The organism is Salinimonas iocasae (assembly GCF_006228385.1).
In the GTDB taxonomy this organism is placed as follows: Bacteria; Pseudomonadota; Gammaproteobacteria; order Enterobacterales; family Alteromonadaceae; genus Alteromonas; species Alteromonas iocasae.
This window is the reverse complement of sequence record NZ_CP039852.1, coordinates 2,208,838-2,234,419: the sequence shown is the minus strand read 5'-3', so window position 1 is coordinate 2,234,419 and position 25,582 is coordinate 2,208,838. Positions and strand designations below refer to the sequence as shown.

Genomic DNA, 25,582 nt, shown 5'->3' with positions numbered 1-25,582 from the left:
TTGCCGTTTTACTGATAGCGCATGGCACGCCAGCAACCACTGGTTTTTTCTACCAGGATCACAGTGTCACCACGTACAAAAATATCGTGTTCGTCTATTGGCTCAACCAAGACATAGTGCGGTTGTTGATGTTGGTCGATAAATTTTGCCTCTGCCGGGTTATTGCGTTGTGCTTTACCGGCAGTAATAGTTGCTGTTACACCAACGAAGTCCGCAGCTGACACTGCTGAAGACTCATTTTTAGGTAATAGTTGTGCCAGACGTAAGCCAAACCGAGCCGTAAGAGGGAGCGCTATGATGGTGGCAAGGGGAACAGACAATACCTTAGGCAGTAATGATGCCAATGCAATCTGAAATGTCGCATTGAAAATAAGGCCTGTTAAACCGAAAAGGGTCAGAAATATGATCAACCAGATCATGAAGGGAAGCTTATCCAGACACAGCCAGTTGACTAGCGATGATAAAGAGCTCTCTGCACCTGAAGCTGAAAAGCTGTCTGTATCGAAATCATCGAAGACACCCAGAAAGCTTGCACCAAAAAACATGCCGAGAAATTCAATTAAAAATACGACTAAAACGATAGCAATAGCGGTACTAAACCACAGGTTGGCATCACTAAGAATAAAAGCTTGCATACATCACCATCCCTGATGAAACGTATAAAGTTTATATCACAAGATCGTTTAAAAACGATGCAAAAAAATAAAAAGGGGGACAGATTTATTCCCGGTTATGTTTTCTATTTTTCCTGTCGTATTTGAACAAGTCTGCCTATGTTTAATGCAAGTCAGTAACAGGCAAATAAACTTTTGGTAAGCGCTGCGATTCAACGCTTGCCCAGTAAGTTATCAATTTTTTTAAAGTAATAAGTAAAACCATACACAAGCGCAATTAATGAACCTGTACCTGCGGCAATGACTGATATCACGGAAAAAGAAGATTGGAGCGTAACATTACTACTAAATAGCACACCTAATGCAAAGCCAGTCATCAGCATGACCACAGGTAACAGAATGAATGCCAGCTTGAGAGACAGTACCTGATCTTTCTGCTTAAGGTGTAAAACGTGATTCATATTATTTCCCTATAAAATGTCTTTAATACGCCGGAATAGAATAGCAACGAGCACGCATAAATCCCAGCGATTTATACTTGCTGAACGCGCTCAGGTTCAAAGGTGTCGAATATCTCATAAGGCGCTGGTTATAAAGAGAAAGAAGTGATCTTTTTTAGCCTGCAGCGAATACTTGCTAAGGAGATATTTAATCTATTTCTTACATGATAAAGGATAGTGGGCGCAGGGAAAATCCGTAAGGGTTCCGGTAACCTGTTATACCTGCACCCATCAGGCACACTCACAAATCATGCCTTCACAACTGTTCAGGCGCGCTTTACCGCCCGTTTTGCAGCTATCCAGACTCTACATAATAAGGTTGATAAATGAAAAAGACACTGACCAGGTTATCAGTACTCGTGGCGGGTGCAATGGCAGCTTCGTCTTCCTTTGCCGATGAACTACCGGTGGATTTAGGCGGACATATTCGGGTTAATTATGGTCATCTGGACTGGCAGGAGTCGGAAATCAGAGATGGCTTCGAATTTGAGTCCTTACGGCTTAATTTATCTGGTGAGCTGGATAACTTCTCATACAAAGCAGAATATCGCTGGTATGAAAATGTCGATTTTGACACGGTTCGCTACGCGGATCTTACCTACACATTTGATGAAGAGCTTAGTGTTACCGGTGGTATTACAAAGGTTCCCTTTGGCCTGTTACCATTTGCCTCGAACAGCTTCTGGTTCTCTGTTAATTACTATCTAGGATTCGAAGATGATTATGATGCCGGCATAACTACCAATTACACCCGTGGGGACTGGGACTTCCACTTCGGCTACTTTTTAAATGACGAATATAATGACCCGGCACAGTATGGGCGTTACACATTTGATGTCGCCGATGATGGTGAGTATCGTAATAAAGAAGATGGTCAGATCAATCTGCGCGCGAATTACACGGCTAAATTTATCAGAGGTGCAACCACCGATTTAGGCGTGTCATTTCAATACGGCGATATTTTAAACCTGGATACATCGGAAAGTGGCGACATGACCGCGTATGCGTTGCATATGCGACATATACAGGGACCTGTTAAGGTAGAACTTCAATATATCGATTTCGATTATAATCTTGAAGCACCGGAAGGTCAGTTACGGGACCGTATAGCACTTTCCTCATTTAACTCTCCGTTTCTTCAGGCTGCTGAAGGTCAAAGTTATATGGCGAACCTGGTGTATAGCGTGCCTATTAAATTTAAAACGATCTCTGACTTAAGCTGTTATACCGAATATAGCCGGGTTGAGGGGGATGTTGAACGTAATAAGGCATCGTCTCAGTGGGTTAACGGATGCAGTTTCGGCTGGGATAAATTATTTGTCTACGTGGATAGTATCCAGGGCCGCAATATGTGGTTTTCCGGAGGGTCGGGTATCGCTCTGGACCAGGGAGGTCTGCAAGATACAACGCACCGTCTGAATATTAGTCTGGGCATTTATTTTTAAGGGGATACATAATGCGAATTACGACTCTACTACTTACTGCAGCCTTATTGATGCCTGCCCAAAGCTGGGCCCATGCGTGGCTAAAGCTTGAAATCGCGACCACAGAATACCCGCCTTATACATCGACAGAGATGGAGCATGAGGGTTATATTAACCACATTATCAACGAAGCGTTTCTGGAAACCGGCGTTGTCGTAGAATTCACATCGCTAAAATGGGAAGACGCGTTAGAGGCCACCAAAAATGGCGAGTTTGATGCTGTGTCCTACGGCAACTTTGTTCGAAGCCGTGAAGACGAGTTTCTGCATAGCAAGCCGATTACTGCTGAAAGTCTGGTATTTTATGTGCGACGCGACGGACCGGTTCAGCAGTGGAATACACTTAGCGACTTAGACCAGTATAAAATGGGCATTACCGATGGCTATCTGTATACCGACGAGTTAACGGGCTATATCGAAAAAAATAAGAACATAGTCACGTATGATACCGACGAGGAAAATTTTCAGGCTCTGATTGATGGCGAAATTGATATTTTCCCTATTGATGAACTCACGGGTTGGTATTTACTGGAACGGGAGTTTAATCAGGATGATCGGAATGACGTAATGCGTCTGGAAACCTACCTTTCAACGGTGACTACCCATTTGCTTATTCCTAAAGGCCGTAAAAATAGTCGTTTGGTAATGGAGCTGTTCAATAAAGGGCTGGAGGAAATTACTCTGGAAGGAAAAATGCAGCGCTTTAAACGGTTACTAAAAGAAGGGTTTTATCAGCACCCTGAAAAACCCGTTAACTACGATCGCCGATAGCATGTAGCTTAAGCATCAGTAAAAAAGCCCGGTATCTGCCTGGCTTTTTTAGTTCAGGCGGTGAGTGCCTGTTGATTTGCCTTCTGGCGTTAGCGAAATATGGCGTAACGTAATACGGTTTTATTATCTAACTCTATCTGACTGTCCAGTTGACCACCGCAGGCAGTAATCATACCTACTGAGGCTGCATTATCACCGTAACAGTGCACCATAACAGGCTTAATTGATTTATCGTGAGCCTTTTCAACTGTGTAGGCCAAGAGCAATGCACCAAGACCAACACCGCGGAATCTGGGTCTGATACCGATACCGATGTGACCGCCAGCGTGGCTCAACTGTTCATTCAGGTTGTGTCTGAGGTTTGCCACACCAGCGAGTTTATTGTTGCAAATCAGCCAATAGGTAGAGTTGGGAACCAGACCATCCGGTAAGTTTATACCGTATTTATACTCTTCCAGCGTCTGTATCAGAGCCGGAAAGTCCTGATATGACAAATCCATTGGCATTGGGTAACGTTCTTCTTCACCCAGTTCATCAATGTACTGCCGATAGCAGGATTCAAAAGCTTCAGTCGGGGAAATAATTCGAATATCCATACTTAAGATATCTAACCGCTATTTAGTTACCAACACTGTACTGGCTAAGCCACCGATCCAGTTGGTTTGCAAATTCTTGTTTTTCAGATTGTGATAGTGCTGCTGGTCCGCCTGTCTGAACACCACTGCTTCTGAGCGTATCCATGAAATCACGAATATTTAGTCTGGATTTTATGTTTTCTTTGGTCAGACGCTCACCCCTTGCACTTAACACAGTGCAGCCTTTATCTATTACCATATCAGCCAGGGGGATATCGGAAGTGATAACGAGTTCGCCGGATTTGCAGCGTTGAACAATTTCATCATCAGCAACATCAAATCCGCTACTTACCTGAAGCAGGTTTACAAACTTAGTTGCCGGTGTCTTCATATAGTGATTGGCCACCAAAGTAACCTGTACTTTGGTTCGCGATGCCGCACGAAACAATATTTCTTTTATCGGAGCCGGACAGGCATCCGCATCAACCCAAATCGTCAATCCCAGATTTCCTAACAATTATTTTTGATTAAGCTTACGCGAAAAAAGCTCAAATCGCAGAAAATTTTTATTAATTATTCCGTGTGTATGCTGTATCCCGAAGCCGTGGTTTGGGCGTAAATCTGTGTACCACTGTAATGACAGCAAGGGGGCCTCCATACATAAATAGTCCGTATACAGCGGAAACGACGGAGAGGGCAGGGGCATCAAGAATAGTAATTGCAATCACCATTGCCATTGCAGCATTCTGAATCCCGGTCTCAATACATAACGTTTTACAGGCCCTGAAAGGTTGGCTACAAATTCTGCCGATCAGAAATCCGGCCGAACTGGTCAGTACTATCAGCATCATGACACTAACAAGCAGCGTACCGCTGGTCTGAACGAGCGTCTCGTACTCTCGCCATACCATTGCAATAATGAGCAGACACAGAAAAACAAACGCAAAACGCTGAAACGCAGGTATCATTTTCAGGGCCCGCATGGGAAAAGCGCGTCGAAACAGCATTCCAGCGATTACGGGAAGTAACGCGATAAACAATAACCTGCCACTGACCGCTAACATAGATGATGATGTAAACGTTATCGCATCAGAAAAGAGCGAAAAGGTTGTGTTTATCAGCAAAGGGGTAGTAAAAATACACAACGATGTGGATAGTGTGGTCAGACTTACTGAAAGTGCAAGATCTGCCCTGAGTAGCTGACTCATAGCGTTAGACATCGTTCCACCCGGGCAGGCAGCAAGCAAAAGTATCCCTAGTGCAATGTCTTGAGTCACAGGAAGCGCCCAGACAATAGCAAGGGCGATAAGTGGCATGATCAAGAGTTGCGCCAGCAGACCGATTAAAACCGGTCGGGGTGCAGTGCGTAACAAAACAAAATCTTTTGTTTGCAAGGACATCCCGATACCAAACATGATAGCGCCTAAAGCTGTTGGAAGAACGATCTCTGTCAACATCAGTGTTGCCCGGTTTAGTTCAGGAAGCTGTCATCTTCACTGACAAGCTTTTCATACACTGGTTGAAAGTTTCCCCATGTCACAAGATCTGAGGCATTCACAGCCGCCGTTTGACGTGCTGTTTGGTCGTCAATGGTGGTTAACGGTCCAGCGGCTTGTGCTAAAAGCTGGCTATGGCAACAGCTATCAAACATGACAAAATTTGCCGCCGCTGCATCTACGCTGCTTCCGGCTGTCAGTAAGCCATGGTTCTGGAGGATAAGCGCAATATGGTTGCCTAGTTTATCGGCAATACGGTCACCTTCAGTGGTATCAGCCACTACGCCGTGAAATTCAGAGAAAACATCGTGATTTTCAAAAAACATGCAGGCATCCTGGGATATAGGTGCCAGCTTTTGACCTAAAGATGCGAACGCCCGACCTGATACTGAATGGGCGTGTGCGACTGCGTTGACATGGGGGTGTTGTGCGTGAATCCGGGAGTGAATCGCAAAAGCCGCGTTATTGATGGGAGAGTGACCTTCAACAATCTCGCCTTCATGAGAAACTCTGACTAAATCAGATACCCGCATCATTGAAAAGTGACGACCGACCGGATTAACCCAGAAAGTATCTGGTGAGATGCAATCTCTCAGTGAGATGTGGCCGGCCAGTCCTTCGTCAAATCCATATTTGGAAAATAAACGAAAGGCTGCCGCAAGTCGGCATTTTTCATAGTATTGTTGCTCCGACGCGCTATTGAATGTCGGGGGGGACATCATTGCAAAACGATCAGCGCCTCGGGTTAATCTTTCTGTATCAGGTGTTGATGACATAGCTATTCTCCTGTATTCGTTGTACAAAGACTACGGCACCAACAAATAAATAAAAGTGATAAATGTTAATGCAATGTTATAAATGCTATGCATAGTAAGTTCGATTTAAATCTGTTTGTGGTACTGACCGCGATCTACCGCGAGGGCTCTATAACCGCGGCAGCTCAGCACCTGAACCTGACCCAGCCTGCGGTGAGTCATGCCTTATCCAGGCTGAGAGAAATGCTGAATGACCCTTTGTTTGAGCGACACGGTCGGCGCATGGTGCCTACCGGACGGTGTCAGCAAATTATGCCGGATGTTCAACAGTCTCTGGACGCGTTACACCTGAGTATAACGACGCCCTGGTCCGGAGGCCTTTCTTCGTATAGCCGAACGGTGAAGCTGGGTCTCAGAGATATTCTAGAGTTATCAGTGTTGAATCCGCTGATGAAGAAAGTCAGTGAATATGCCCCGAGGGTCAGTATTCAAAGCATGCATATCCCACTGGAAGAGATGACCGAAAGTCTCTGTCGGGGTGAAATAGATATAGCGGTGGATGCGATAGTTCCAACCAGCGCAGATATTCAGCAACAAGCGGTTCGTGCAGAGCCGTTTGTCCTTTTATGCAGGCCCGGTCATCCCCTTGGCAGGCGCATGACAAAAACAGCATATGTTACAGCCCAGCATGTACTGATTAGTGCGCGACGCTCTTTAGTTAATCATGTTGATATGGCATTGGCGGCCGATGGCCATCACCGGCAAATCGCTATGGTATGTGAGCATTACATGGCAGCAGCAGATGTTGCACTTCATTCTGATTTATTACTCACGGTGCCTGATGCCTATGCCAGGCAAATTTGCCGCGAACTGCCGTTAGAAAAGCATGAGATTCCCGTTGAAATATCGCCGCTCCCGGTACATATGTACTGGCATACCTCCACTGATAATGATCCACTGCTTAAAACAGTAAGGCAATGGGTGGAGCAGACACTACAGGGTGCTGAACGTTAATAAGTGGCGTAGTGTCACTTATCTAGCAAGGGAGAGTATCTAAAGCCTGCTTTGTTAAGGCCTCCAGCGTTGCATTGAGCTTCCAGTGGCCAGGGCTCCAGCCTTCCAAAAATCGTTGGAAATCGGCACACGCAATTGGATACAGGTAGCGCCAGCTTTCCTCCACATCATCAGGGATGACCGCTGGCGGTGTAGATGAATCGCGCAACGCGCGTTTCAATGCTTCGAAATATATATCAAGACAGGTACCCGTTGCAGTAGCCTGATCATCTTCGTTTAACGCACTGCCTATAAAATAAGCCACATCCTGTACGCCGACGCCTGAACCAGGATATTGAAAATCTACAGCAGCTACGCTGCCGTTCTGACAGGTACGCGCTTTAAAACAAAAATTAGCGACCTTAGCATCACCGTGAACAATTGTCTGATACGGGCAATCAGCGAGCAGTTTATCAATCGCGGCGGCTTTTTGTTTCAGAGCACTATCTGGCATCGCATTTAGTTCTTGCTGACGGGTAGCTAAATGCCAGTAAGTCCCACGAGGCCATAAGCCAGCACACTCCGAGACGGTATCATTTTTCAAAACCAGAAAAGTAGCATGAAAAGCGGCCAGGTAGCGAAGCACGGTCTGCGCCTGTTCAAACGTCAATGTTTCATGCCGTTGATCAAATCCCTGACTATCCAGGTCTGACATTATTAACAGTAACGCTTCATCGTGCTGGTCTTCGGCAATTAATTCAGGCGCTGGCAACATCAGGCTTGCACGAACGTGCTTATAGAAGTGTCGCTCTACCTGATAAGACGTAAGCTTGCGCTGGTGACTGATATCATTATTCCAGCCTTTTGGGTGGTTGATTGTTTCAGGGGGCTGAACGGCTTTTGCAACCAGATTACGGTTAAGCTTAGGGGAGAAAAATCGAAAACATTGTCCGTATCCGCTCCATAGAGTCTGCAGCAGAGAAAATGCTTCTACATCAGGGTCTTGTAATCGGGACTTTACCCAGGATTTGAATACCGGTTCGACAGTACTAGTCATGATAATTCAGGCTGCTGCATAATGCAGCAGCCTGGATAAAGGCCATCAGGCCGCGTTATTGCCTGGGTTAGTCGCTGGCGCAGAAGCGCGGGATTTCGCCTCTGATTGCACAGCTCGTTTACCAGATACAGTCAGAGATGGACGATCATCATCTTTACGTGCGGTCAGATTGACCTCCTGAAACTCAGTGTTGACAGTTTCCGGTACTGCGCTGGGATGCGATACGCGTATTTTTCCTCTGCCACTGGCAGCAAGGTTGGCGCTAGCAAGCTCAACGGATTTATCTGATGTTGCAGGCTTTTGACTAACTTGCGCTTCGTCAGATTTGCCCACCTCAAGATCCGCATTGGACGTGTCGCTGCTTTGCGCGTCATCTTCGCTGTCCAGGTTTATTTCAACCTGCTGAGGCGCGTTTTGCTGACTATCCAGCCGCTGACCATCCGCACGGTACTTTTCACGCGGTTTTTCGTCAGGTTTAGCCGTCGTATCCGGGACATCCAAAGCCAGCTCATCCTGTTTATGGTCTTCGCTGCTTTGAATAGCCTGTGCGTCAACTTTATCGGGCATCTCAACCGGCTCTCCGGTAGTCTGACTCTGCTCCGAGTTGACCGATTGATCTTCCTGCTGGGTCAGCGTTTGCTTTGCATCTTCCGAAGCTGAGTCTGACTCTGGTGCGAAGGCAGCGGCTTCTGATTTTTCATCATACGCAACAGGTTGAGCGGTTTGTGCTTTCATCTTCTCAGGTGCGCGCTGTTCGTTCTGCTCACTGGCAGAAGCATCGGCATTATCTGCTTTTTCAGCCTGCATTTGAGAAGCATCGGTTACCGGTGTAGCGATGGTTTCCTGTTGAGCCGGAGCAGATTGCTGCTGCGCTGCAGTATCACTGTTGTCTTCCTGACTTTGTGTCTGACTGTCTTCCTGAGCGCCTTTCTTGCGTCGCTGGCCCGCGGCACGAACATGGCGTGGAGAACGGCGACTGCGGCCACGACTTGCGTTATTGTCACGCTTTTCTTCGTTGGCGCCTTCCTGCTGTTCGCTGTGCGATGAAACCGATGTATCAGATGTTGTTTGGGCTGTATCGGCCACATCATGCGATTTCTGCGCTGCTGCAGGCGTTTTGTCTGCTTCAGGTTGACGGCTTTCCGGTTTAGCAGTTTGGTTCTCTGTTTTCGGCTGAGACTGTGTGTTGTTCGGCTCGTTTGCCTGACCGTCATCTTTTTGAACCCGAACAGAGCGTCGCATATCGCGGCGTTTACGGCGCTCAGCTACCTGCTTCTTCTTCGGCGCAGACTGCGTGTCCTTCTGTGAATCCTTGCCACTCTTATCATCGTGCTGGTCTTTTACTTCACGGTTATCCGGCTTTTCATCACGCTGCTGTTTACGAGGCTTGCGATTTTGCGATCCCGGCTTACCTGAACGCTTATCCTGCTGAGGCTTCTGCTGACCCTTATTGTTGTCATCGCGTTCCTGACTGTCCGCAGGTTTACGACGTCGCTGATTGTTGTTGCGCGGCTTGCGGTTACGATTGTCACCACCACGACGCTGATTGCTGCGAGACTGCTTTTCACGCTCTTTGCGTGCTTCTTCTGCTTCCTGCTCTTCCTTGGCAGAACCACCGCCAAGCAGACCACCTAACCAGCCAGATATGCGGGAAAGTAATGACGGGCTGGATGCTTCCTGTTTGGCTTCCGGCTTGACCGGGGCTTTAGGCGCAGCGTCAGGCGCTACCATGCCTTTAATGGCCGGCTCTTCGCGTTTAGCCGGGGTCGCAGCCGGTTTGTCGGCATCTGTTTGTGGTGTATCTATAAGCGTTACACCGTAACTGACATCGTCAACCAGTTCATCAGGGCGACGACGACTGACTTCATAATGCGGGGTTTCCAGATTCGGATTAGGAATAATCAGAAGCTGAACACCGTGACGCTTTTCTATCACATTAACAGACTTGCGCTTTTCGTTAAGCAGATAGGTGGCCACGGGCACAGGTAGCTGGGCCTCAATTTGACCGGTGTTATCTTTAATACTTTCTTCTTCGATGATGCGCAGGATAGACAGAGCCAGGGATTCTGTTCCGCGTATAGTGCCGTGGCCTGAGCAGCGTGGGCATACGTGGTGACTGGATTCACCCAGAGAAGGGCGCAGACGCTGGCGCGACATCTCTAGCAGGCCAAAGCGGGAAATACGACCCAACTGCACACGGGCACGGTCTGAGCGCACGGCATCTTTCAGGCGATTTTCTACCTCACGCTGATGGCGAACAGGCGTCATGTCGATGAAATCGATAACAACCAGCCCACCTAAATCCCGTAAACGAAGCTGACGGGCAATTTCATCCGCGGCCTCCAGGTTAGTGTTCAGCGCAGTTTCTTCAATATCACCGCCCTTAGTGGCACGGGCAGAGTTGATATCGATAGAGGTCAGGGCTTCGGTTGGATCGATTACAATAGAGCCCCCTGAAGGCAGACGAACTTCCCTCTGAAACGCCGATTCAATCTGACTTTCTATTTGGTAGTGGCTGAAAAGCGGAACGCCGCCATCATATTTTTTAACTCTGTTAGCAAAGTCGGGGCGTACCAGCTCAATGTGCTGAACAGCCTGCTCATAGACAGCCGTTTTATCCACCAGGATTTCGCCGATATCACGACGCAGATAATCCCTGATGGCACGAACGATAACATTGCTTTCCTGATGAATCAGGAACGGAGCAGGGCGCTTATCTGCTTCTTCACAGACCGCCTGCCAGTGTTTGAGAAGTACCCGTAAATCCCACTCCAGCTCTTCGTAAGATTTACCCACACCTGCTGTACGTACTATCAGGCCCATACCATCGGGTAGCTCAAGCTTGCTCAGTGCCTGTTTTAGCTCTGTACGCTCATCACCCTCAATACGGCGGGATATGCCGCCAGCTCGGGGATTATTCGGCATCAGTACCAAATAACTACCCGCTAAAGACAAAAATGTTGTCAGGGCGGCGCCTTTCTGGCCGCGTTCTTCTTTATCAATCTGAACAATAACTTCCTGGCCTTCTTTAATCACATCTTTGATGTTAGGCCGGCCTTCGAATTTATAGCCTTTTGGAAAGTAAGTGCGGGCGATTTCTTTTAAGGGGAGGAATCCGTGACGCTCTGCGCCATAGTCGACAAAAGCAGCTTCGAGGCTAGGCTCTACGCGGGTGATTTTCCCCTTATAGATATTGGCCTTTTTCTGCTCATGACCGGGGCTTTCGATGTCCAAATCATACAAACGCTGCCCGTCTACAAGGGCAACACGCAACTCTTCTTGCTGAGTTGCATTTATTAACATTCTTTTCATTGTATCTAACTCTGCTTTGCTACAGCCGTTTAGACACAAAATTAAACTGACGTGTGCAAACCCTCATCACGATGCCTCCCGGCAAGGTGCGGACTTTGTTGTTGCGTCGTAATATCCACGTAGCCTGCTTGTTTTATTGCGCGTTAACTTCACTTTTAAACGCGCACCCGGGCTGTGATTTAGTGGATGTCGGGAACGACAGACCCTGTTTCATACTTCATTTTTGTCATCATCATAGCTTTATGTTATTGCCATGATGATTGTCATTTCAATTCTGTTTTCTAAACGGCGAACATGGTGTTTTAATGCCACAATATTCTGGTGAGGGAAGGTTTTAGTACTACCTACGCGGCTCACTTCAGGCAATGAATTTGGGCTGCCGAATCATTGCGGCTGTTACATTGTTGGTTGTTCAAACCGGTTTAACGGCAAATCTTTGCGCGTTAAACCCTTTGATTATCGCACCAATAAGCAAAACTAAGCAAGGAAAGATAAGCAGCGCGGGTAACTTATTTTATTGACCGTCCAGGCCCGCATTGGAATTTCAGTGAGTCAACGGACTTTTTTCTTATGTAAAGCAAACTGTGATAGGTAGATGCGGTAAAAATCCTTTATACTCTCGCCCATGAAAGAACAGAGCCCCCCACAAGTTAAATTTGTAACGGTTGATGCTGATCTGGCTGGTCAGCGGATTGACAATTTTTTGCGCACGCAATTAAAAGGTGTGCCCAAAAGCATGATTTATCGCATTTTACGAAAAGGTGAAGTGCGGGTTAATAAAGGCAGAGTAAAGCCTGAGTACAAACTGCAGGCCGATGACGTCGTCAGGGTACCACCGGTCAGAGTTCCGGTTGCTGACGAGAAACCCAATCCGAAACTGGATAAGGTAGCAGCCCTGGCAGACCAGATTCTATATGAAGATGATCGGCTTATGGTGATAAACAAGCCTTCTGGCATCGCGGTACACGGCGGGAGCGGGTTAAGTTTCGGGTTAATTGAAGGGCTGCGCGCTTTGCGTCCTGATGCCAAATTTATGGAACTGGTTCATCGACTCGACCGGGATACCTCAGGCTGTATCCTGATTGCTAAAAAACGCTCAGCACTGCGGCATATGCATGAGCAGCTTCGTAACGGGCAAATGGACAAACGGTACCAGGCGCTCGTAAGTGGTAAGTGGCCGGAGAATCGTTTCAAAGTAAAAGCCCCTTTGCGCAAAAATGTGCTGCAATCTGGTGAGCGTTTGGTAAATGTGTCTGATGCAGGTAAACCCTCTGAGACACGTTATCGTGTGCTGGAGCAATTCAGTAATGCGACGTTAGTGGAGGCGTCGCCGATTACCGGCCGTACACACCAAATCCGCGTGCATTGTCTGCACGCTGGTCATCCTATCGCCTGTGACAATAAATACGGCGATGCTGAATTTGATAATGAAATGCAGAAAAAAGGCCTTAACAGACTGTTCTTGCACGCAGCCAGTATACGTCTGTTACACCCTCAGACCGAAGAGCCAGTGACATTCAATGCACCCCTGGATACGCAACTTACAGCGATACTGGATAAAATAAGATGAAAGATTACCAGCTGATTATCTTTGACTGGGATGGAACGTTGATGGATTCTGCTGCCAAGATTGTCAGTTGTATGCAGCTGGCAGCTCAACAGTGCGATGTACCGGTCCCTGATGCGCAGGCTGTAGGCAATATCATTGGAATCAGCCTGCGTCCGGCAATCCAGATACTGTTTGATACGCAGGATGAGCAGCTTACCGACGCATTATTCGAGGGTTACAAAGCCGCTTACCTTGAAAAAGATATTACCCCATGCCCGTTATTTGAAGGCACCCTGGAGTTGCTGACCACGCTCAGGCAGCGGGACAAGACCTTAGCCGTCGCCACAGGTAAGGCGCGACGTGGTCTGGACAGAGCATGGAAGAACACGCAAACCGGCCACTTTTTTACTACATCGCGTACGGCCTGTGAGGCAGCGTCAAAACCATCATCAGATATGCTTGAACAGATCTTATCTGAAACCGGGATTAGTGCCTGCGATGCTATTATGATCGGAGATACTGTGTTTGACATGCAAATGGCTGAGCAGATTGGTATGGACAGGCTTGCTGTGTCATACGGTGTTCATGACAGCGATCGTCTGGCAGCACATAATCCTGTGGCTATCGTTAATACAGTCAGTGAGATGCGCCCAATATTATTGCCGCGCTGATGAGGCTTTTTGAATTTGAGCCTGAGTGGCAAGGTGAAGCAAGTCTACATCACATTGTGCCAGCATTTCGCGAAGTAACATAACGGGAAGGCCAATCAGACTATTCGGGTCTCGGCCTTCTATTTTCTCAAACAGCAGAGCCCCCAGTCCCTCACATTTGAAACTGCCGGCACAATCCAAAGGCTGTTCAGCGTCGACATAGTCTGTAATTTCTTTATCACTAAGCGTGCGAAATTGCACATGTGTTACGTCTGCATCAAACAGCGTTATATCCGAGTCAGCCCGATAAACAGCCAGGGCGCTGTAGAATGTAACTATATTGCCCTGACACATGGAAAGTTGCGCTATAGCATTTTTACGGGTGCCGGGTTTGCCAAGGGTAACGGATTTACCATGCTGGTTTAAAACAGCGACCTGGTCACAGCCCAGAGTCAGGGCGCCGGGATACGATTTGCCAACTTTTTGGGCTTTTTGCGAGGCCAGGCGACAGGCAAGTGCTTTTGGCGCTTCGCTGGCATAAGCGCTTTCATCAATATCCGGGGAATGTGTCTCTACAGTCAATCCCAGCGCATTAAGCTGGGCTTTACGATATTTAGACGAAGACGCCAGAATAAGTGTACTCATTAAATGTGCCTGTTTTATTTATCCTGCCGATAGTCTAAACACGCTTTAGCCTGCGTAAAAGTATCAAGATAAAGAGAATGCTGGATTAATCACTTTTTACCCGATTAATCCTTTGACAGATATGGGTTGAGACTATATTATTCGCGCCCTATGCAGAAAGTGAAATTACCTCACCAGGTCGATCCGGTTAAAAGTGCTGTCAAGCGCTCTGATTATCAGGGCGTGATTGCCAGTAAAGATATGGAACGTTTACTCGGTGCAGTTGTTAACTGTGATGAGTGGGTGGACGCAGAAGTACAGTTTATAAAAGACGCGCAGGGTCTTACTGTCTTTCACGGCCATCTTGCTACACAGGTCACACTTATCTGTCAACGGTGTAACGGCGAGTTTAATTGCCCGCTTAACGTCGATTTTTGTTATAGCCCGGTGCAGCGGTCTGATGAAATCGATATGTTACCCGAAGCTTATGATCCGGTTGAGGTCGACGACCATGGAAATGTCGATTTGCTTCAGCTTTTTGAGGACGAACTGATTATTGCTTTGCCTATTGTAGCTCTTCATGCAGAGAAGGATTGCGCACTGAGTAAGGATGATATGACGTTTGGTAAAATCGAGCCGGAAAATGAGCGACCAAACCCTTTCGCGGTTTTGAAAGAACTTAAGCGAGACCAGGAGTAAGTTATGGCCGTACAACAAAATCGTAAAACGCGTGCTAAGCGCGGTATGCGTCGTTCACACGATGCGTTGACATGCGAAACTTTGTCTGTCGACTCAACATCAGGTGAAACGCACCGTCGTCACCACGTAACCGCTGATGGTTACTACAAAGGCAAAAAAGTTATTGAACGCTAAGCGCGTTCGGTAATCGACATTTTGTCTAAGCTAACCATAGCGTTAGATATCATGGGGGGCGATCATGGTCCCCCTGTTATTCTCTCAGCCTCCCTGAGAGCTGTTCGCCAACATCCCGATACACACTTCATTTTTTGTGGCCAGCGCGCCATCATTGAACCCGCTTTAGCTGATTTAAACTCATCGCAAAGAGAACGCGTTCATATCGAGCATTGTGAAGATGTTGTAGAAATGGACGATAAACCCGCCTCTGCACTTCGAAGTAAGCAAGACTCCTCCATGAAGAGAATTGTTGAGCTGGTAGAGCAGGGTAAGGCTGATGCCTGTGTCAGTGCTGGTAATACCGGTGCATTACTTGCGCTTGCCTATTATCGGCTCAAAACATTACAGGGTGTTGACCGTCCCGCACTAGTATCCTTCATGCCCACAGCGGGCAATCACAAAGTATTGCTGCTCGATTTGGGTGCCAATGTAAATTGTACTGCTGATACGCTTTTTCAGTACGCCGTGATGGGGTCGGTACTGGCAGAACAGATGACGGGTAAACAGGCCCCCCGCGTTGCGTTGCTGAATGTAGGCGAAGAAGATATCAAGGGTAATGCGCTGGTAAAAATGGCCAACCAGCAATTAAAGCAAACCCCGGCACTTAATTATATCGGTTACGTTGAAGGTGATGATATTTTCACCGATTACGCTGATGTGGTTGTGACTGATGGCTTTACTGGCAATGTTGCTCTTAAATCCAGTGAGGGTCTGGCAAAGCTTGTTGTGAATGAGGCCAAACGCTTTTCTGCCGCTAATTTATGGACCCGGACAATGGCCCGGGTTGCTCTTCCGCTTCTAAAAACTATTTATAATCGCGTGAACCCCGACCAGTATAATGGCGCCAGTCTGATAGGATTGCGCGGCATTGTAGTAAAGAGTCACGGAAACGCTTCGGCCGATGCATTTTACTATGCGATTAATCAGGCGATGCAGGAAGCGCGTTTACGTGTTCCGGAAAAAATAAAAAGTAAAATAGAAACGGTTTTGTTGGAGCAACTTTGAGTAAATATTCACGAATTATCGGGACCGGCAGCTATTATCCTAGCGAAGTGCGTACCAACGCAGATCTTGAAACCATGGTGGATACCACCGATGAATGGATCACAGACAGAACAGGCATCAAAGAGCGGCGTATAATTGGCGCTGACGAAACAGCGGCCACTATGGGTGTTGAAGCATCCAGAAAAGCACTGGATGCAGCCGGGCTGCAGGCCAGCGATATTGATATGATTGTCTGTGCCACCACAAGTGGCCGCTATTCTCTCCCCAGTACAGCATGTGAAATTCAATATCACCTGAAGATAGACGGTATTCCCGCATTTGATGTAGCCGCTGCGTGCGCAGGCTGGTGTTACGCATTAAGCGTCGCCGATCAGTATGTAAAGTCGGGTATGGCGAAACGTATTCTGGTAGTAGGAACGGATTGTCTGAGTCGCCTGGTAGACCCTGCGGACCGTAGTATGGTGATTTTGTTCGGTGATGCAGCGGGCGCTGCTGTTATCGAAGCCAGTGATGAGCCTGGTATCTTATCAACACACATTCAGGCCGCCGGTTCCTATAAAGATTTACTTTATGTAGGCAATCCAACCCGCGGTGATGAAGCATCAGTACATGAAAACTGGGGCGCGATGCGCGGCAATGAGGTCTTTAAAGTCGCGGTAACCAAGCTATCTGAGATTGTTGAGCAGACCCTTGAGGCCAACAATATGGATAAGTCAGAGCTTGATTGGCTGGTTCCGCACCAGGCGAATTTCAGGATTATCAAAGCAACAGCAAAAAAACTGAATATGTCACTGGACCAGGTGGTATTAACTCTTGAGAACTACGGTAATACCTCTGCTGCTACAGTGCCCACGGCATTAGATACCGCAATTCGAGACGGACGTATTCAGCGTGGCCAGAATCTGCTGTTAGAAGCTTTCGGTGGCGGTTTTGCCTGGGCCTCAGCCCTGGTACGTTACTAATAAGCTTTGATTACACCATAACAATAAGGAACGACTATGACTCGTACAGCCTTTGTCTTTCCCGGTCAGGGATCTCAGTCACCCGGCATGTTGGCCGAGTTAGCCGACACTTATCCGGTCGTACTGGAAACATTTCAGGAAGCCTCAGAAGCCCTGGGTTACGACTTGTGGGAGCTTGTTCAGTCTGACGAAGATGGCAGGCTAAATGAAACACATATCACTCAGCCTGCGCTATTGACAGCCAGTGTTGCTATTTTCCGTTTACTGAGCGAAAAAGACGTTCACGTGGATTACATGGCTGGCCATAGCCTGGGTGAATATTCGGCGCTGGTATGTGCTGGCGTATTAAATTTTGCAGAAGCTGTAAAGTTGGTAGAGGCCCGCGGTAAATTTATGCAGCAGGCTGTACCCGCTGGTGCTGGCGCAATGTACGCAATTATCAACCTTGACGATGAGAAAATTGCAGATATTTGCCAGCAAACTGCAATTGCTACCGGCGAAGTGGTAGCTCCGGTTAACTTTAACTCTCCGGGGCAAGTGGTTATCGCAGGCGAAAAATCTGCTGCTGAGCAGGCTGCGAATGCCTGTAAAGAAGCTGGCGCTAAGCGAGCGCTGCCTTTGCCGGTTAGCGTGCCGTCTCATTGTGAACTTATGCGTCCTGCCGCTGATCAGCTCGAAGAAGCGCTTGCTGCTGTTTCATTATCGGCACCTAACGTGTCTGTTATTAACAATGTTGATGTAAGTAATGAATCGGAGCCCGCAGCGATTAGAGATGCGTTGGTGAGGCAGCTGTATTGTCCGGTAAGATGGACCGATACTATCCGGTACCTGGCAGAGCAAGGCGTTGAGAAGGTATTAGAAATTGGCCCGGGTAAAGTCCTGACAGGCCTGGTTAAACGAATTGATAAATCGCTTGATGCGGCGGCGGTTAATACGCCTGCTGATATTCAGGCGCGTGCAGAAAAAGGATAACTCATGTCACAATTAGCGTCTAAAGTTGCGCTGGTTACTGGTGCCAGTCGCGGAATTGGAAAGGCAATTGCACAGCAATTAGCAGAACAAGGTGCAACAGTTATCGGTACTGCTACCAGTGAAAGCGGCGCCAATAACATCAGTGAGTACCTGGCAGACTATTCAGGTAAGGGTCTGTGTCTGAACGTGACCGACAAAGCGTCTGTTGATGATGTATTAAATATCATTAAGGAAGACTTTGGCGGCGTCGATATTTTGGTGAACAATGCCGGTATAACCCGCGACAACTTGCTTATGCGCATGAAAGATGACGAATGGCAGGATATTATCGATACCAATCTGACTGCAATTTTCAGCTTGTCGAAAGCAGTTTTACGCGGCATGATGAAGAAAAAGCACGGACGCATCGTCAATGTGGGCTCTGTGGTAGGTAGTTCCGGAAACGCTGGTCAGGCAAATTATGCGGCCGCAAAAGCAGGTGTTATTGGCTTTAGTAAATCTATGGCCAGAGAAGTAGCATCACGAGGAATTACTATCAATGTTGTAGCTCCCGGTTTTATCGACACCGATATGACCAAGGCGTTAACCGATGATCAGAAGGAAGCTATCTTCAAAGATATTCCCGCAAATCGATTAGGTCGTCCTGAAGAAATTGCCGCAACTGTTGCATTTTTAGTCAGTGACAGTGCAGCATATATTACTGGCGAAACCATCCATGTGAACGGTGGTATGTACATGAGTTAACGTGTCACAGTCACGTTAACTGATTGATAGAGATGAGCTTTCTCATTTTCTAATGTTAAAGAATTGTTTAATTAACTTTGGTTCGTTGCTGGTTAGACCAGAAAATTAGTTTAGTCTGGTGCTTGCAAGCGTTGGGCTTGCAAAATAAACTAGCGGCACTTTTTATATCTAGTTACGTTAAGGGAAACCTAGAATTATGAGTAACATCGAAGAGCGCGTTAAAAAGATTATCGTTGAGCAACTGGGCGTTAAAGAAGAAGAAGTAAAACCAGAAGCTTCGTTTGTAGACGATCTGGGCGCAGATTCACTTGATACCGTAGAACTGGTGATGGCGTTGGAAGAAGAGTTTGACACTGAGATTCCTGACGAAGAAGCAGAAAAAATCACTACTGTTCAGTCAGCTATCGACTACATCAACGCTAATAAAGACGCGTAATAAACTCTTAGCAAAACGGCTCACCATGAGCCGTTTTCTATTTCCTACCTAGTTCCAATGCGAGGGCTTTTGTGTGACAAAACGTCGCGTAGTGGTTACTGGTCTTGGCATGTTGTCACCACTGGCTTCCTCGGTAGAGCAAACCTGGCGTGGGGTGCTTGCCGGTGAAAGTGGTATTGGTGAAATCAGCCACTTCGATTGCAGTAACTATTCGACTCGTTTTGCCGGTCAGGTTAATGATTTTGACCCGCAAGAATACATAGAAAAAAAAGAAGCGAAGAAGATGGACCGGTTTATCCAGCTCGGCATAGCCGCGGGTAAACAGGCCTTGGCTGATTCCGGTTTGACTATAAACAATGACAACGCACATCGTGTTGGGGTTGCAATAGGCTCTGGTATTGGCGGACTTCAGCAGATAGAACAAAACCATACCAAGCTTATGGAAAGTGGTCCTAAGCGCGTATCACCGTTCTTTGTCCCTTCAACCATTACTAATATGATTTCGGGCTTCCTTTCCATCATGGAAGGTTTAAAAGGGCCGAACCTCAATGTGGTCACGGCGTGTACAACCGGTGTTCATAACCTTGGGATCGCCGCAAGGACGATTGCGTACGGAGATGCCGACGCCATGCTGGCCGGTGGTGCTGAAGCATCTATTACGCCGTTGGGTATCGCCGGTTTCGCCGCTGCTCGCGCATTATCGTCACGCAACGACGATCCGCAGGCAGCTAGCCGCCCGTGGGACAAAGATCGCGATGGCTTCGTCATGGGCGAAGGCGCCGGGGTGGTAATGCTCGAAGAATATGAAGCGGCGAAAGCGCGCGGCGCCACCATCTATGGTGAATTGGTTGGCTTTGGTATGAGTGGTGATGCACATCATATGACTTCGCCACCCGAAGACGGCGAGGGCGCTGCAGCATCAATGGAATATGCGTTGAGCGATGCAGGATTGGACGGTGAGCAAATTGGTCATATCAATGCACACGGTACATCTACGCCTGCTGGCGATAAAGCCGAAGTCGCTGCTGTAAAGCGTGTTTTTGGTGACCATGCCTACAATCTGATGGTCAGCTCCACCAAGTCGATGACAGGGCATCTGTTAGGTGCCGCCGGCTCTGTAGAAGCCATTTTCACTATTTTGGCACTGCGGGACAAAATGGCGCCGCCAACCATCAACCTTGATGCACCAGGCGATGGCTGTGATTTGGACTTTGTTGCGCACAAAGCAAAGGCGTTTGAGTCGCCATATGCATTGTGTAATTCGTTTGGCTTTGGTGGTACCAACGGCACCCTCATCTTCAAGCGACTATAAAAACAAGAGGCGACCTGACGGTCGCCTTTTTCTTACCCCTCACGCACTACCTTCTCTTTGCTGTGATTGATATACTCGTTTTTTTCTAAAGCAATGATGGAACGAGATATATTGCAAACCTTTCCACTCAATGACCGCGTGGCCAATTACGGTGATGGTGTTTTCACTACCATGAGTGTAGAAGCCGGCCGGGTTGCGCTGTTTGAACGCCATGTAAAGCGCCTGTGCCGCGATACAAGGCTATTGGGGGTATTCGTTGACGCTGAAAAGCTGCGTGCCGATATTATCGCGCAGGCGCAGAGCATAAAATCAGGCACTTTGAAGTTGCTGATTAGTGCGGGTCAGGGTGGGCGAGGCTACCAGCGGGATGAAAAAAGTGCTGCTGCTTTGTATTTCTCTCATCATAGCGTGCCAGCACATTATAGTGCCTGGCGTGTAGATGGTATTTGTATTGGCCTTAGCGATGTGCGAATGGCTGTGCAGCCAGCACTAGCGGGCGTTAAGCATTGTAATCGCCTTGAGCAGGTTTTGGTCAAAAGGCATATGTCGGCCGCTGTCGATGATGTACTTGTATGCGACACAGATAACCATATTGTTGAAGCTAGTGCTGCCAATGTTTTTTGGTTAAATGAGGGGCAGTGGTATACACCTTCAGTAAAACAATGTGGTGTGGCAGGGGTGATGCGAGAATTCGTAATTGACTGGCTGCATCAACATGGTCAGCCTGTGAGTGAGGTTCAGGCTTTGCCGAATGTGTTGAATGAGGCATCCGCAATTTTTCTTACTAACGCGCTGATGCAAATAATACCTGTGCATACCCTTGAACTGGAAGAACCGCACCACCTTGCGACTAAGCCAGTTACTACATTGCAGGATGAAATAAAGTTAGCTTATCAGGACGAATTTAATGCGGTTTAAGCGTGTTTTTCTTTTCATAATTTTCATTATTATTGTTGCGGCGTTAGCGATTAGCTTCTGGCAACAGCAGGTAGATAAACATCTTGCTATCTCATCGCCAACGCTGGTGACCATTGATGAGGGGACGACAGGTCACAGTGCCTTGGCACAGTTACGGAAAGCAAATATTGTCACAGTCGATGATATAAGTGCCAGAATCTGGCTTAAACTGGTTTTTAGAGACAAGCACATTCGCGCTGGCACGTATCAGCTTAGTCCGGATATGACGTTACCGATGGCTTTTGATAAATTTGCCAGCGGCAAAGAGCATCAGTTTTCTATTAGCCTGATTGACGGTCTTACATTTTCACAATGGCAGACGCTGCTCAACAACCATGCGCATATCGACTTCGATCTTAGCCCTGATACGCTTGAAAAATTACGCGCTCGCTGGCCATGGCCTCCTGCTGCAGGTTTACAATCTCTGGAAGGTCTGTTTCTGGCGGATACCTATCACTTTACAGCGGGTACCACAGCGTCAGGCTTGCTGACCCGGGCGATGGATGCAATGAAAGCGCAATTGACCGAACAGTGGCAGGCGCGTCAGCAGGGGCTGCCTATAGATACGCCTTATGAAGCATTGATTCTGGCATCTATTATAGAAAAGGAAACGGCGGTGCCTGCGGAGCGCGCGCAGATTGCCGGTGTTTTTGTAAACCGGCTTCGCCAGAATATGCGGCTTCAAACTGATCCTACTGTTATATATGGTATCGGTGAGAAATATGACGGCAACATCACCCGTGCACATCTACGTGAGAAAACAGCTTACAACACCTATGTGATTAAAGGGTTACCTCCCACGCCAATAGCAATGGCAGGCCGTCCTGCTATTAAAGCGGCATTGCAACCTGTACCTACCGAGGCGCTTTATTTTGTGGCCAGAGGCGATGGCTCACATCAGTTTTCTCAAACACTGGAACAACATAATGAAGCTGTACGGAAATATCAGCTTAATAACAGATAGGCAGTATTATGCGAGGTAAATTTATTGTTGTAGAGGGGCTTGAAGGTGCCGGCAAAAGTTCAGTCGTACAACTGCTTGTCGATCGCATTGAAGCGTCAGGTCACCGCTGCGTGACAACGCGTGAGCCCGGTGGCACTGCAATGGCCGAAGCGATAAGGGAGTGTGTCAAACAGCCCTGGGACGAAACGGTTGCTCAGGAAACTGAACTGATGCTCATGTACGCTGCTCGTCGACAATTATTAATAAATAAAATCTTTCCGGCGCTGGATGATAATGTGTGGGTAGTGGGGGACAGACACGAACTGTCATCGCTGGCTTACCAGGGAGGCGGACGTCAGATTGATGCAAATATTATGGCGACACTCAGCGAGATTACACTTAAAGGTTTCAAACCAGATTTAACTTTGTACCTTGACGTTACCCCTGAAAAAGGACTTGAGCGAGCCCGGGGCAGGGGGGAGCTAGACCGGATAGAGCGTGAAGGTATGGCATTTTTCACGCGTACCCGCGAGCGATATTTAGAACTTGCCGCTGCAGACAAGTCAATAATTACTGTTGATGCAATGCAGCCTATGGGCGCGGTACACCGGGATGTAAGCGACAGAATAAAGGCGTTTCTGACATGTTGATGCCGCCCTGGTTCAATGATGTTTTTCAGCAACTGGTAAAGCGGCACAGCGACCAGCGCCTGCACCATGGCTTGCTGTTATCAGGTCAGTCCGGTATCGGCAAGACCTTATTGGCACATACAATGGCTAAAACGTTGCTATGTAAATCTGTCAGCAATAACGGGTTTTGCAATGCATGTCAGTCTTGTCAATTGTTTGATGCACAAACGCATCCGGACTTCAGTGAGCTTTCCAGCGATAAGCAGTTAGGCGTGGATAAAATCCGGGAGGGAATCGCACGTCTCAATGCTACCTCTCAGTTAAGTGGTAATAAAGTGCTTATTATTCCGCGTGCAGATATGATGACAGAATCTGCTGCGAATGCGCTGTTAAAAACACTGGAAGAGCCAACGGATAACACTTACCTCATCCTGGTAACCGACCGAATGAATCGATTACTGCCTACAATTATAAGCCGCTGCGAAAAACACATACTGACCAGGCCACACCATGAGGTAGCGCAGGCTTGGTTGGCAGATCAGGGCTTTACCGATGTCACTGTCGCGCTTTTAGAGGCATATGCCGGTGCACCACTCAGGGTAAAGGCAGCTTTAGAGGAAAATTCCGACAGTATTAGTTATCCCCAGTATCAGGAAGGTCTTGAAATGTTACTTAGCGGTACAAATGATGCGGTAACACTTGCTACTGACTGGCAGGCATCAGCAACCACCATCGTTGACTGGTTACAGCAGTATGCGCATCGATCATTTGTTCAACATAACAGTCCGGCATTCTATAAACTGTATAAAACCTGCATTGACGCTCATCAGGCTTTACAAAATCCGGGCGTGAATAAAATTATGATCCTCAGTAGCGTGCTGGCCGAAGTAAAACGGCCAGATAGTTCGATTTAGGTTACGGAACCAAATACGAAAGTTACTGCCCAACCCTATCAGCAAAACTTTGAGAGGTTATTTTGTTTGTAGATTCACATTGTCATCTCGATCGTCTGGAACAAGGCGATGCACCATTAAATGAAACGCTGGACTTCGCGCGAAATCGTGGCGTAGAGCACTTTCTTTGCGTCAGTGTTTCGGTGAAAGACTTTGACGCTATGTACGAAAAAGTCCGGTCATTTGACGATGTGTCTGTGTCCTGTGGCGTGCATCCCCTACACCAGGAAGATGCATGCAGCTATGACAAGCTATTACAAAAGGCATCAAAGCCCGAGGTTGTCGCAATTGGCGAGACTGGCCTGGATTATTTTTATAGTGCAGATACACAGGAAGTTCAGCGTCAGTCGTTTATAGACCATATCAAGGTCGCCAATGTGTTAAATAAACCGCTCATCATTCATACCCGTGATGCACGTGAAGATACCATCGCGTTATTGCGTGAATATAAAGACCCCGGGACGAAGGGTGTACTGCATTGCTTTACAGAATCTCTAGAGATGGCTGAAGCCGCTATGGAACTTGGTTTTTATATTTCCATATCAGGCATTGTTACTTTTAATTCTGCAAAATCACTCAGGGAAGTGGTAAAGGCTGTACCGTTAGAGCGACTTCTCATTGAAACAGACTCTCCCTGGCTGGCGCCGGTTCCGCACCGAGGTAAAAGTAACCAGCCAGGGTTTGTGGTTGAGGTTGCAGAATTTATCGCTGATTTGAAAGGCATAAGTGTCGATGAGCTTGCGAAAGCTACGACAGAGAACTTCTATCGCCTTTTCGATCAGATTACTAACGACTGATTAAGGATTGCTATGCCGGCATGGAATCAGCGCCTGACAAAAAGTTTGCATCAGACCAGAAATCAACCTGAAAGCCGCTACTTTCAACTGGCAACAATTGATGGTGAGGGGATTCCGGAAAACCGGACAGTGGTCTTCCGACAATTGGATGATGCAGACTATTCGCTGGTTATCGTTTCAGACACTCGTTCGGGAAAATGGGCGTCTTTAACTCATCAGCCTATGGCATCAGTGTGCTGGTATTTCTCTAAGACCCGCGAACAATATCGATTTACAGTTGCAGGTAGTTGCTTCACCAGAAACGATGAGCCAACGCTTATCAATAAACATTGGAGTAAACTATCCGATGCTGGCCGCAAGCAGTATTTTTGGGGCAGGCCATCATCGGTAAGACAGAACGATGCGCCTTTGCGGGTAAACGTGGATATGTCACAACCGCCTGAGCATTTTTGCGTAATGAAATTTAAAATTCAGGCTGTTGATTATCTGTCCCTGCAAGGCAACCCGCAATACAGAGAAAAGCACTGGCAGGATAAGGCGGGTAACTGGATAACCCAACCAGTGATACCTTAGCCACC

Annotated in this window: 28 protein-coding genes; 19 read left to right on the top strand and 9 right to left on the bottom strand. The window is 47.5% G+C overall.

Annotation, left to right across the window (positions count from 1 at the left end; translation table 11 throughout):
• Positions 1-8: 8 nt before the first annotated feature.
• Positions 9-635, bottom strand: coding sequence for a YqiJ family protein (locus tag FBQ74_RS09850; RefSeq protein ID WP_139756519.1), 627 nt, complete (start codon positions 633-635; stop codon positions 9-11).
• A 191-nt stretch (positions 636-826) separates the two neighbouring features.
• Positions 827-1,075 (bottom strand): hypothetical protein, encoded by a 249-nt coding sequence (locus FBQ74_RS09845; RefSeq protein WP_139756518.1) that lies wholly within the window; start codon positions 1,073-1,075, stop codon positions 827-829.
• Between the two features lie 365 nt (positions 1,076-1,440).
• Here FBQ74_RS09845 and FBQ74_RS09840 point away from each other — a divergent pair, with 365 nt between their 5' ends.
• Both FBQ74_RS09840 and FBQ74_RS09835 read left to right on the top strand, forming a co-directional pair.
• Positions 1,441-2,559, top strand: a complete 1,119-nt coding sequence (locus FBQ74_RS09840) for a porin (RefSeq protein ID WP_139756517.1) — start codon at positions 1,441-1,443, stop codon at positions 2,557-2,559.
• Between the two features lie 11 nt (positions 2,560-2,570).
• Positions 2,571-3,368: a substrate-binding periplasmic protein gene (locus tag FBQ74_RS09835; protein ID WP_139756516.1), complete on the top strand. Its 798-nt coding sequence runs from the start codon at positions 2,571-2,573 to the stop codon at positions 3,366-3,368.
• 89 nt (positions 3,369-3,457) lie between these two features.
• Here FBQ74_RS09835 and FBQ74_RS09830 read toward each other — a convergent pair whose 3' ends face one another.
• From FBQ74_RS09830 to FBQ74_RS09815, 4 genes are all read right to left on the bottom strand, one after another.
• Positions 3,458-3,964, bottom strand: a complete 507-nt coding sequence (locus FBQ74_RS09830; protein WP_139756515.1) for a GNAT family N-acetyltransferase — start codon at positions 3,962-3,964, stop codon at positions 3,458-3,460.
• 22 nt (positions 3,965-3,986) lie between these two features.
• Entirely contained in the window at positions 3,987-4,442 is a 456-nt protein-coding gene (locus FBQ74_RS09825; RefSeq protein ID WP_139756514.1) for a YaiI/YqxD family protein, read from the bottom strand.
• A gap of 70 nt (positions 4,443-4,512) precedes the next feature.
• Entirely contained in the window at positions 4,513-5,400 is an 888-nt protein-coding gene (locus FBQ74_RS09820; RefSeq protein ID WP_139756513.1) for a bile acid:sodium symporter family protein, read from the bottom strand.
• A gap of 14 nt (positions 5,401-5,414) precedes the next feature.
• On the bottom strand, positions 5,415-6,215 hold the full coding sequence (locus FBQ74_RS09815) for a class II aldolase/adducin family protein (RefSeq protein ID WP_139756512.1): 801 nt from the start codon (positions 6,213-6,215) through the stop codon (positions 5,415-5,417).
• Between the two features lie 87 nt (positions 6,216-6,302).
• On the opposite strand from FBQ74_RS09815, the gene FBQ74_RS09810 reads away from it, so the two are divergent.
• Positions 6,303-7,208: a LysR family transcriptional regulator gene (locus tag FBQ74_RS09810; protein ID WP_139756511.1), complete on the top strand. Its 906-nt coding sequence runs from the start codon at positions 6,303-6,305 to the stop codon at positions 7,206-7,208.
• 22 nt (positions 7,209-7,230) lie between these two features.
• On the opposite strand, the gene FBQ74_RS09805 is transcribed toward FBQ74_RS09810, so the two are convergent.
• Both FBQ74_RS09805 and rne read right to left on the bottom strand, forming a co-directional pair.
• Complete coding sequence (locus tag FBQ74_RS09805; RefSeq protein WP_139756510.1) at positions 7,231-8,244, bottom strand: phosphotransferase; 1,014 nt, start codon at positions 8,242-8,244, stop codon at positions 7,231-7,233.
• A gap of 45 nt (positions 8,245-8,289) precedes the next feature.
• A complete protein-coding gene (gene rne / locus FBQ74_RS09800; protein WP_205912250.1) occupies positions 8,290-11,556 on the bottom strand; it encodes a ribonuclease E in 3,267 nt (1,088 codons plus the stop codon).
• 625 nt (positions 11,557-12,181) lie between these two features.
• Here rne and rluC point away from each other — a divergent pair.
• Both rluC and FBQ74_RS09790 read left to right on the top strand, forming a co-directional pair.
• Positions 12,182-13,126: a 23S rRNA pseudouridine(955/2504/2580) synthase RluC gene (rluC, locus tag FBQ74_RS09795; RefSeq protein WP_139756509.1), complete on the top strand. Its 945-nt coding sequence runs from the start codon at positions 12,182-12,184 to the stop codon at positions 13,124-13,126.
• Positions 13,123-13,776 (top strand): HAD family hydrolase, encoded by a 654-nt coding sequence (locus FBQ74_RS09790; protein WP_139756508.1) that lies wholly within the window; start codon positions 13,123-13,125, stop codon positions 13,774-13,776. The genes rluC and FBQ74_RS09790 overlap by 4 nt, the downstream gene beginning before the upstream one ends.
• On the opposite strand, the gene FBQ74_RS09785 is transcribed toward FBQ74_RS09790, so the two are convergent.
• Positions 13,762-14,400 (bottom strand): Maf family protein, encoded by a 639-nt coding sequence (locus FBQ74_RS09785; protein ID WP_139756507.1) that lies wholly within the window; start codon positions 14,398-14,400, stop codon positions 13,762-13,764. The two genes, FBQ74_RS09790 and FBQ74_RS09785, sit on opposite strands and share 15 nt — an antisense overlap.
• Positions 14,401-14,550: 150 nt before the next feature.
• On the opposite strand from FBQ74_RS09785, the gene yceD reads away from it, so the two are divergent.
• From yceD to FBQ74_RS09715, 14 genes are all read left to right on the top strand, one after another.
• Complete coding sequence (gene yceD / locus FBQ74_RS09780) at positions 14,551-15,078, top strand: 23S rRNA accumulation protein YceD (RefSeq protein ID WP_139756506.1); 528 nt, start codon at positions 14,551-14,553, stop codon at positions 15,076-15,078.
• A 3-nt stretch (positions 15,079-15,081) separates the two neighbouring features.
• On the top strand, positions 15,082-15,252 hold the full coding sequence (gene rpmF, locus FBQ74_RS09775) for a 50S ribosomal protein L32 (RefSeq protein ID WP_139756505.1): 171 nt from the start codon (positions 15,082-15,084) through the stop codon (positions 15,250-15,252).
• 21 nt (positions 15,253-15,273) lie between these two features.
• Positions 15,274-16,299, top strand: coding sequence for a phosphate acyltransferase PlsX (gene plsX / locus FBQ74_RS09770; RefSeq protein ID WP_139756504.1), 1,026 nt, complete (start codon positions 15,274-15,276; stop codon positions 16,297-16,299).
• Positions 16,296-17,261: a beta-ketoacyl-ACP synthase III gene (locus FBQ74_RS09765; protein WP_139756503.1), complete on the top strand. Its 966-nt coding sequence runs from the start codon at positions 16,296-16,298 to the stop codon at positions 17,259-17,261. The genes plsX and FBQ74_RS09765 overlap by 4 nt, the downstream gene beginning before the upstream one ends.
• A 36-nt stretch (positions 17,262-17,297) precedes the next feature.
• Positions 17,298-18,233 carry an ACP S-malonyltransferase gene (gene fabD, locus FBQ74_RS09760; RefSeq protein WP_139756502.1) on the top strand — a complete coding sequence of 312 codons (936 nt, stop codon included), beginning with the start codon at positions 17,298-17,300 and terminating at the stop codon, positions 18,231-18,233.
• Positions 18,234-18,236: 3 nt separating this feature from the next.
• Positions 18,237-18,977: a 3-oxoacyl-ACP reductase FabG gene (gene fabG, locus FBQ74_RS09755; protein ID WP_139756501.1), complete on the top strand. Its 741-nt coding sequence runs from the start codon at positions 18,237-18,239 to the stop codon at positions 18,975-18,977.
• Between the two features lie 196 nt (positions 18,978-19,173).
• Complete coding sequence (gene acpP, locus FBQ74_RS09750) at positions 19,174-19,413, top strand: acyl carrier protein (RefSeq protein WP_044056889.1); 240 nt, start codon at positions 19,174-19,176, stop codon at positions 19,411-19,413.
• A 73-nt stretch (positions 19,414-19,486) separates the two neighbouring features.
• Complete coding sequence (gene fabF, locus FBQ74_RS09745) at positions 19,487-20,725, top strand: beta-ketoacyl-ACP synthase II (RefSeq protein ID WP_139756500.1); 1,239 nt, start codon at positions 19,487-19,489, stop codon at positions 20,723-20,725.
• A gap of 111 nt (positions 20,726-20,836) precedes the next feature.
• Complete coding sequence (gene pabC / locus FBQ74_RS09740; RefSeq protein ID WP_168190646.1) at positions 20,837-21,643, top strand: aminodeoxychorismate lyase; 807 nt, start codon at positions 20,837-20,839, stop codon at positions 21,641-21,643.
• Positions 21,633-22,646, top strand: coding sequence for an endolytic transglycosylase MltG (gene mltG, locus FBQ74_RS09735; RefSeq protein ID WP_139756498.1), 1,014 nt, complete (start codon positions 21,633-21,635; stop codon positions 22,644-22,646). The genes pabC and mltG overlap by 11 nt, the downstream gene beginning before the upstream one ends.
• Before the next feature lie 8 nt (positions 22,647-22,654).
• Positions 22,655-23,275: a dTMP kinase gene (gene tmk, locus FBQ74_RS09730; RefSeq protein ID WP_139756497.1), complete on the top strand. Its 621-nt coding sequence runs from the start codon at positions 22,655-22,657 to the stop codon at positions 23,273-23,275.
• Complete coding sequence (holB, locus tag FBQ74_RS09725; protein ID WP_139756496.1) at positions 23,269-24,168, top strand: DNA polymerase III subunit delta'; 900 nt, start codon at positions 23,269-23,271, stop codon at positions 24,166-24,168. The genes tmk and holB overlap by 7 nt, the downstream gene beginning before the upstream one ends.
• 62 nt (positions 24,169-24,230) lie before the next feature.
• Positions 24,231-25,004, top strand: coding sequence for a TatD family hydrolase (locus tag FBQ74_RS09720; protein WP_139756495.1), 774 nt, complete (start codon positions 24,231-24,233; stop codon positions 25,002-25,004).
• A gap of 12 nt (positions 25,005-25,016) precedes the next feature.
• Positions 25,017-25,577, top strand: a complete 561-nt coding sequence (locus tag FBQ74_RS09715) for a pyridoxamine 5'-phosphate oxidase family protein (RefSeq protein WP_139756494.1) — start codon at positions 25,017-25,019, stop codon at positions 25,575-25,577.
• The last annotated feature ends 5 nt before the right edge of the window (positions 25,578-25,582 follow it).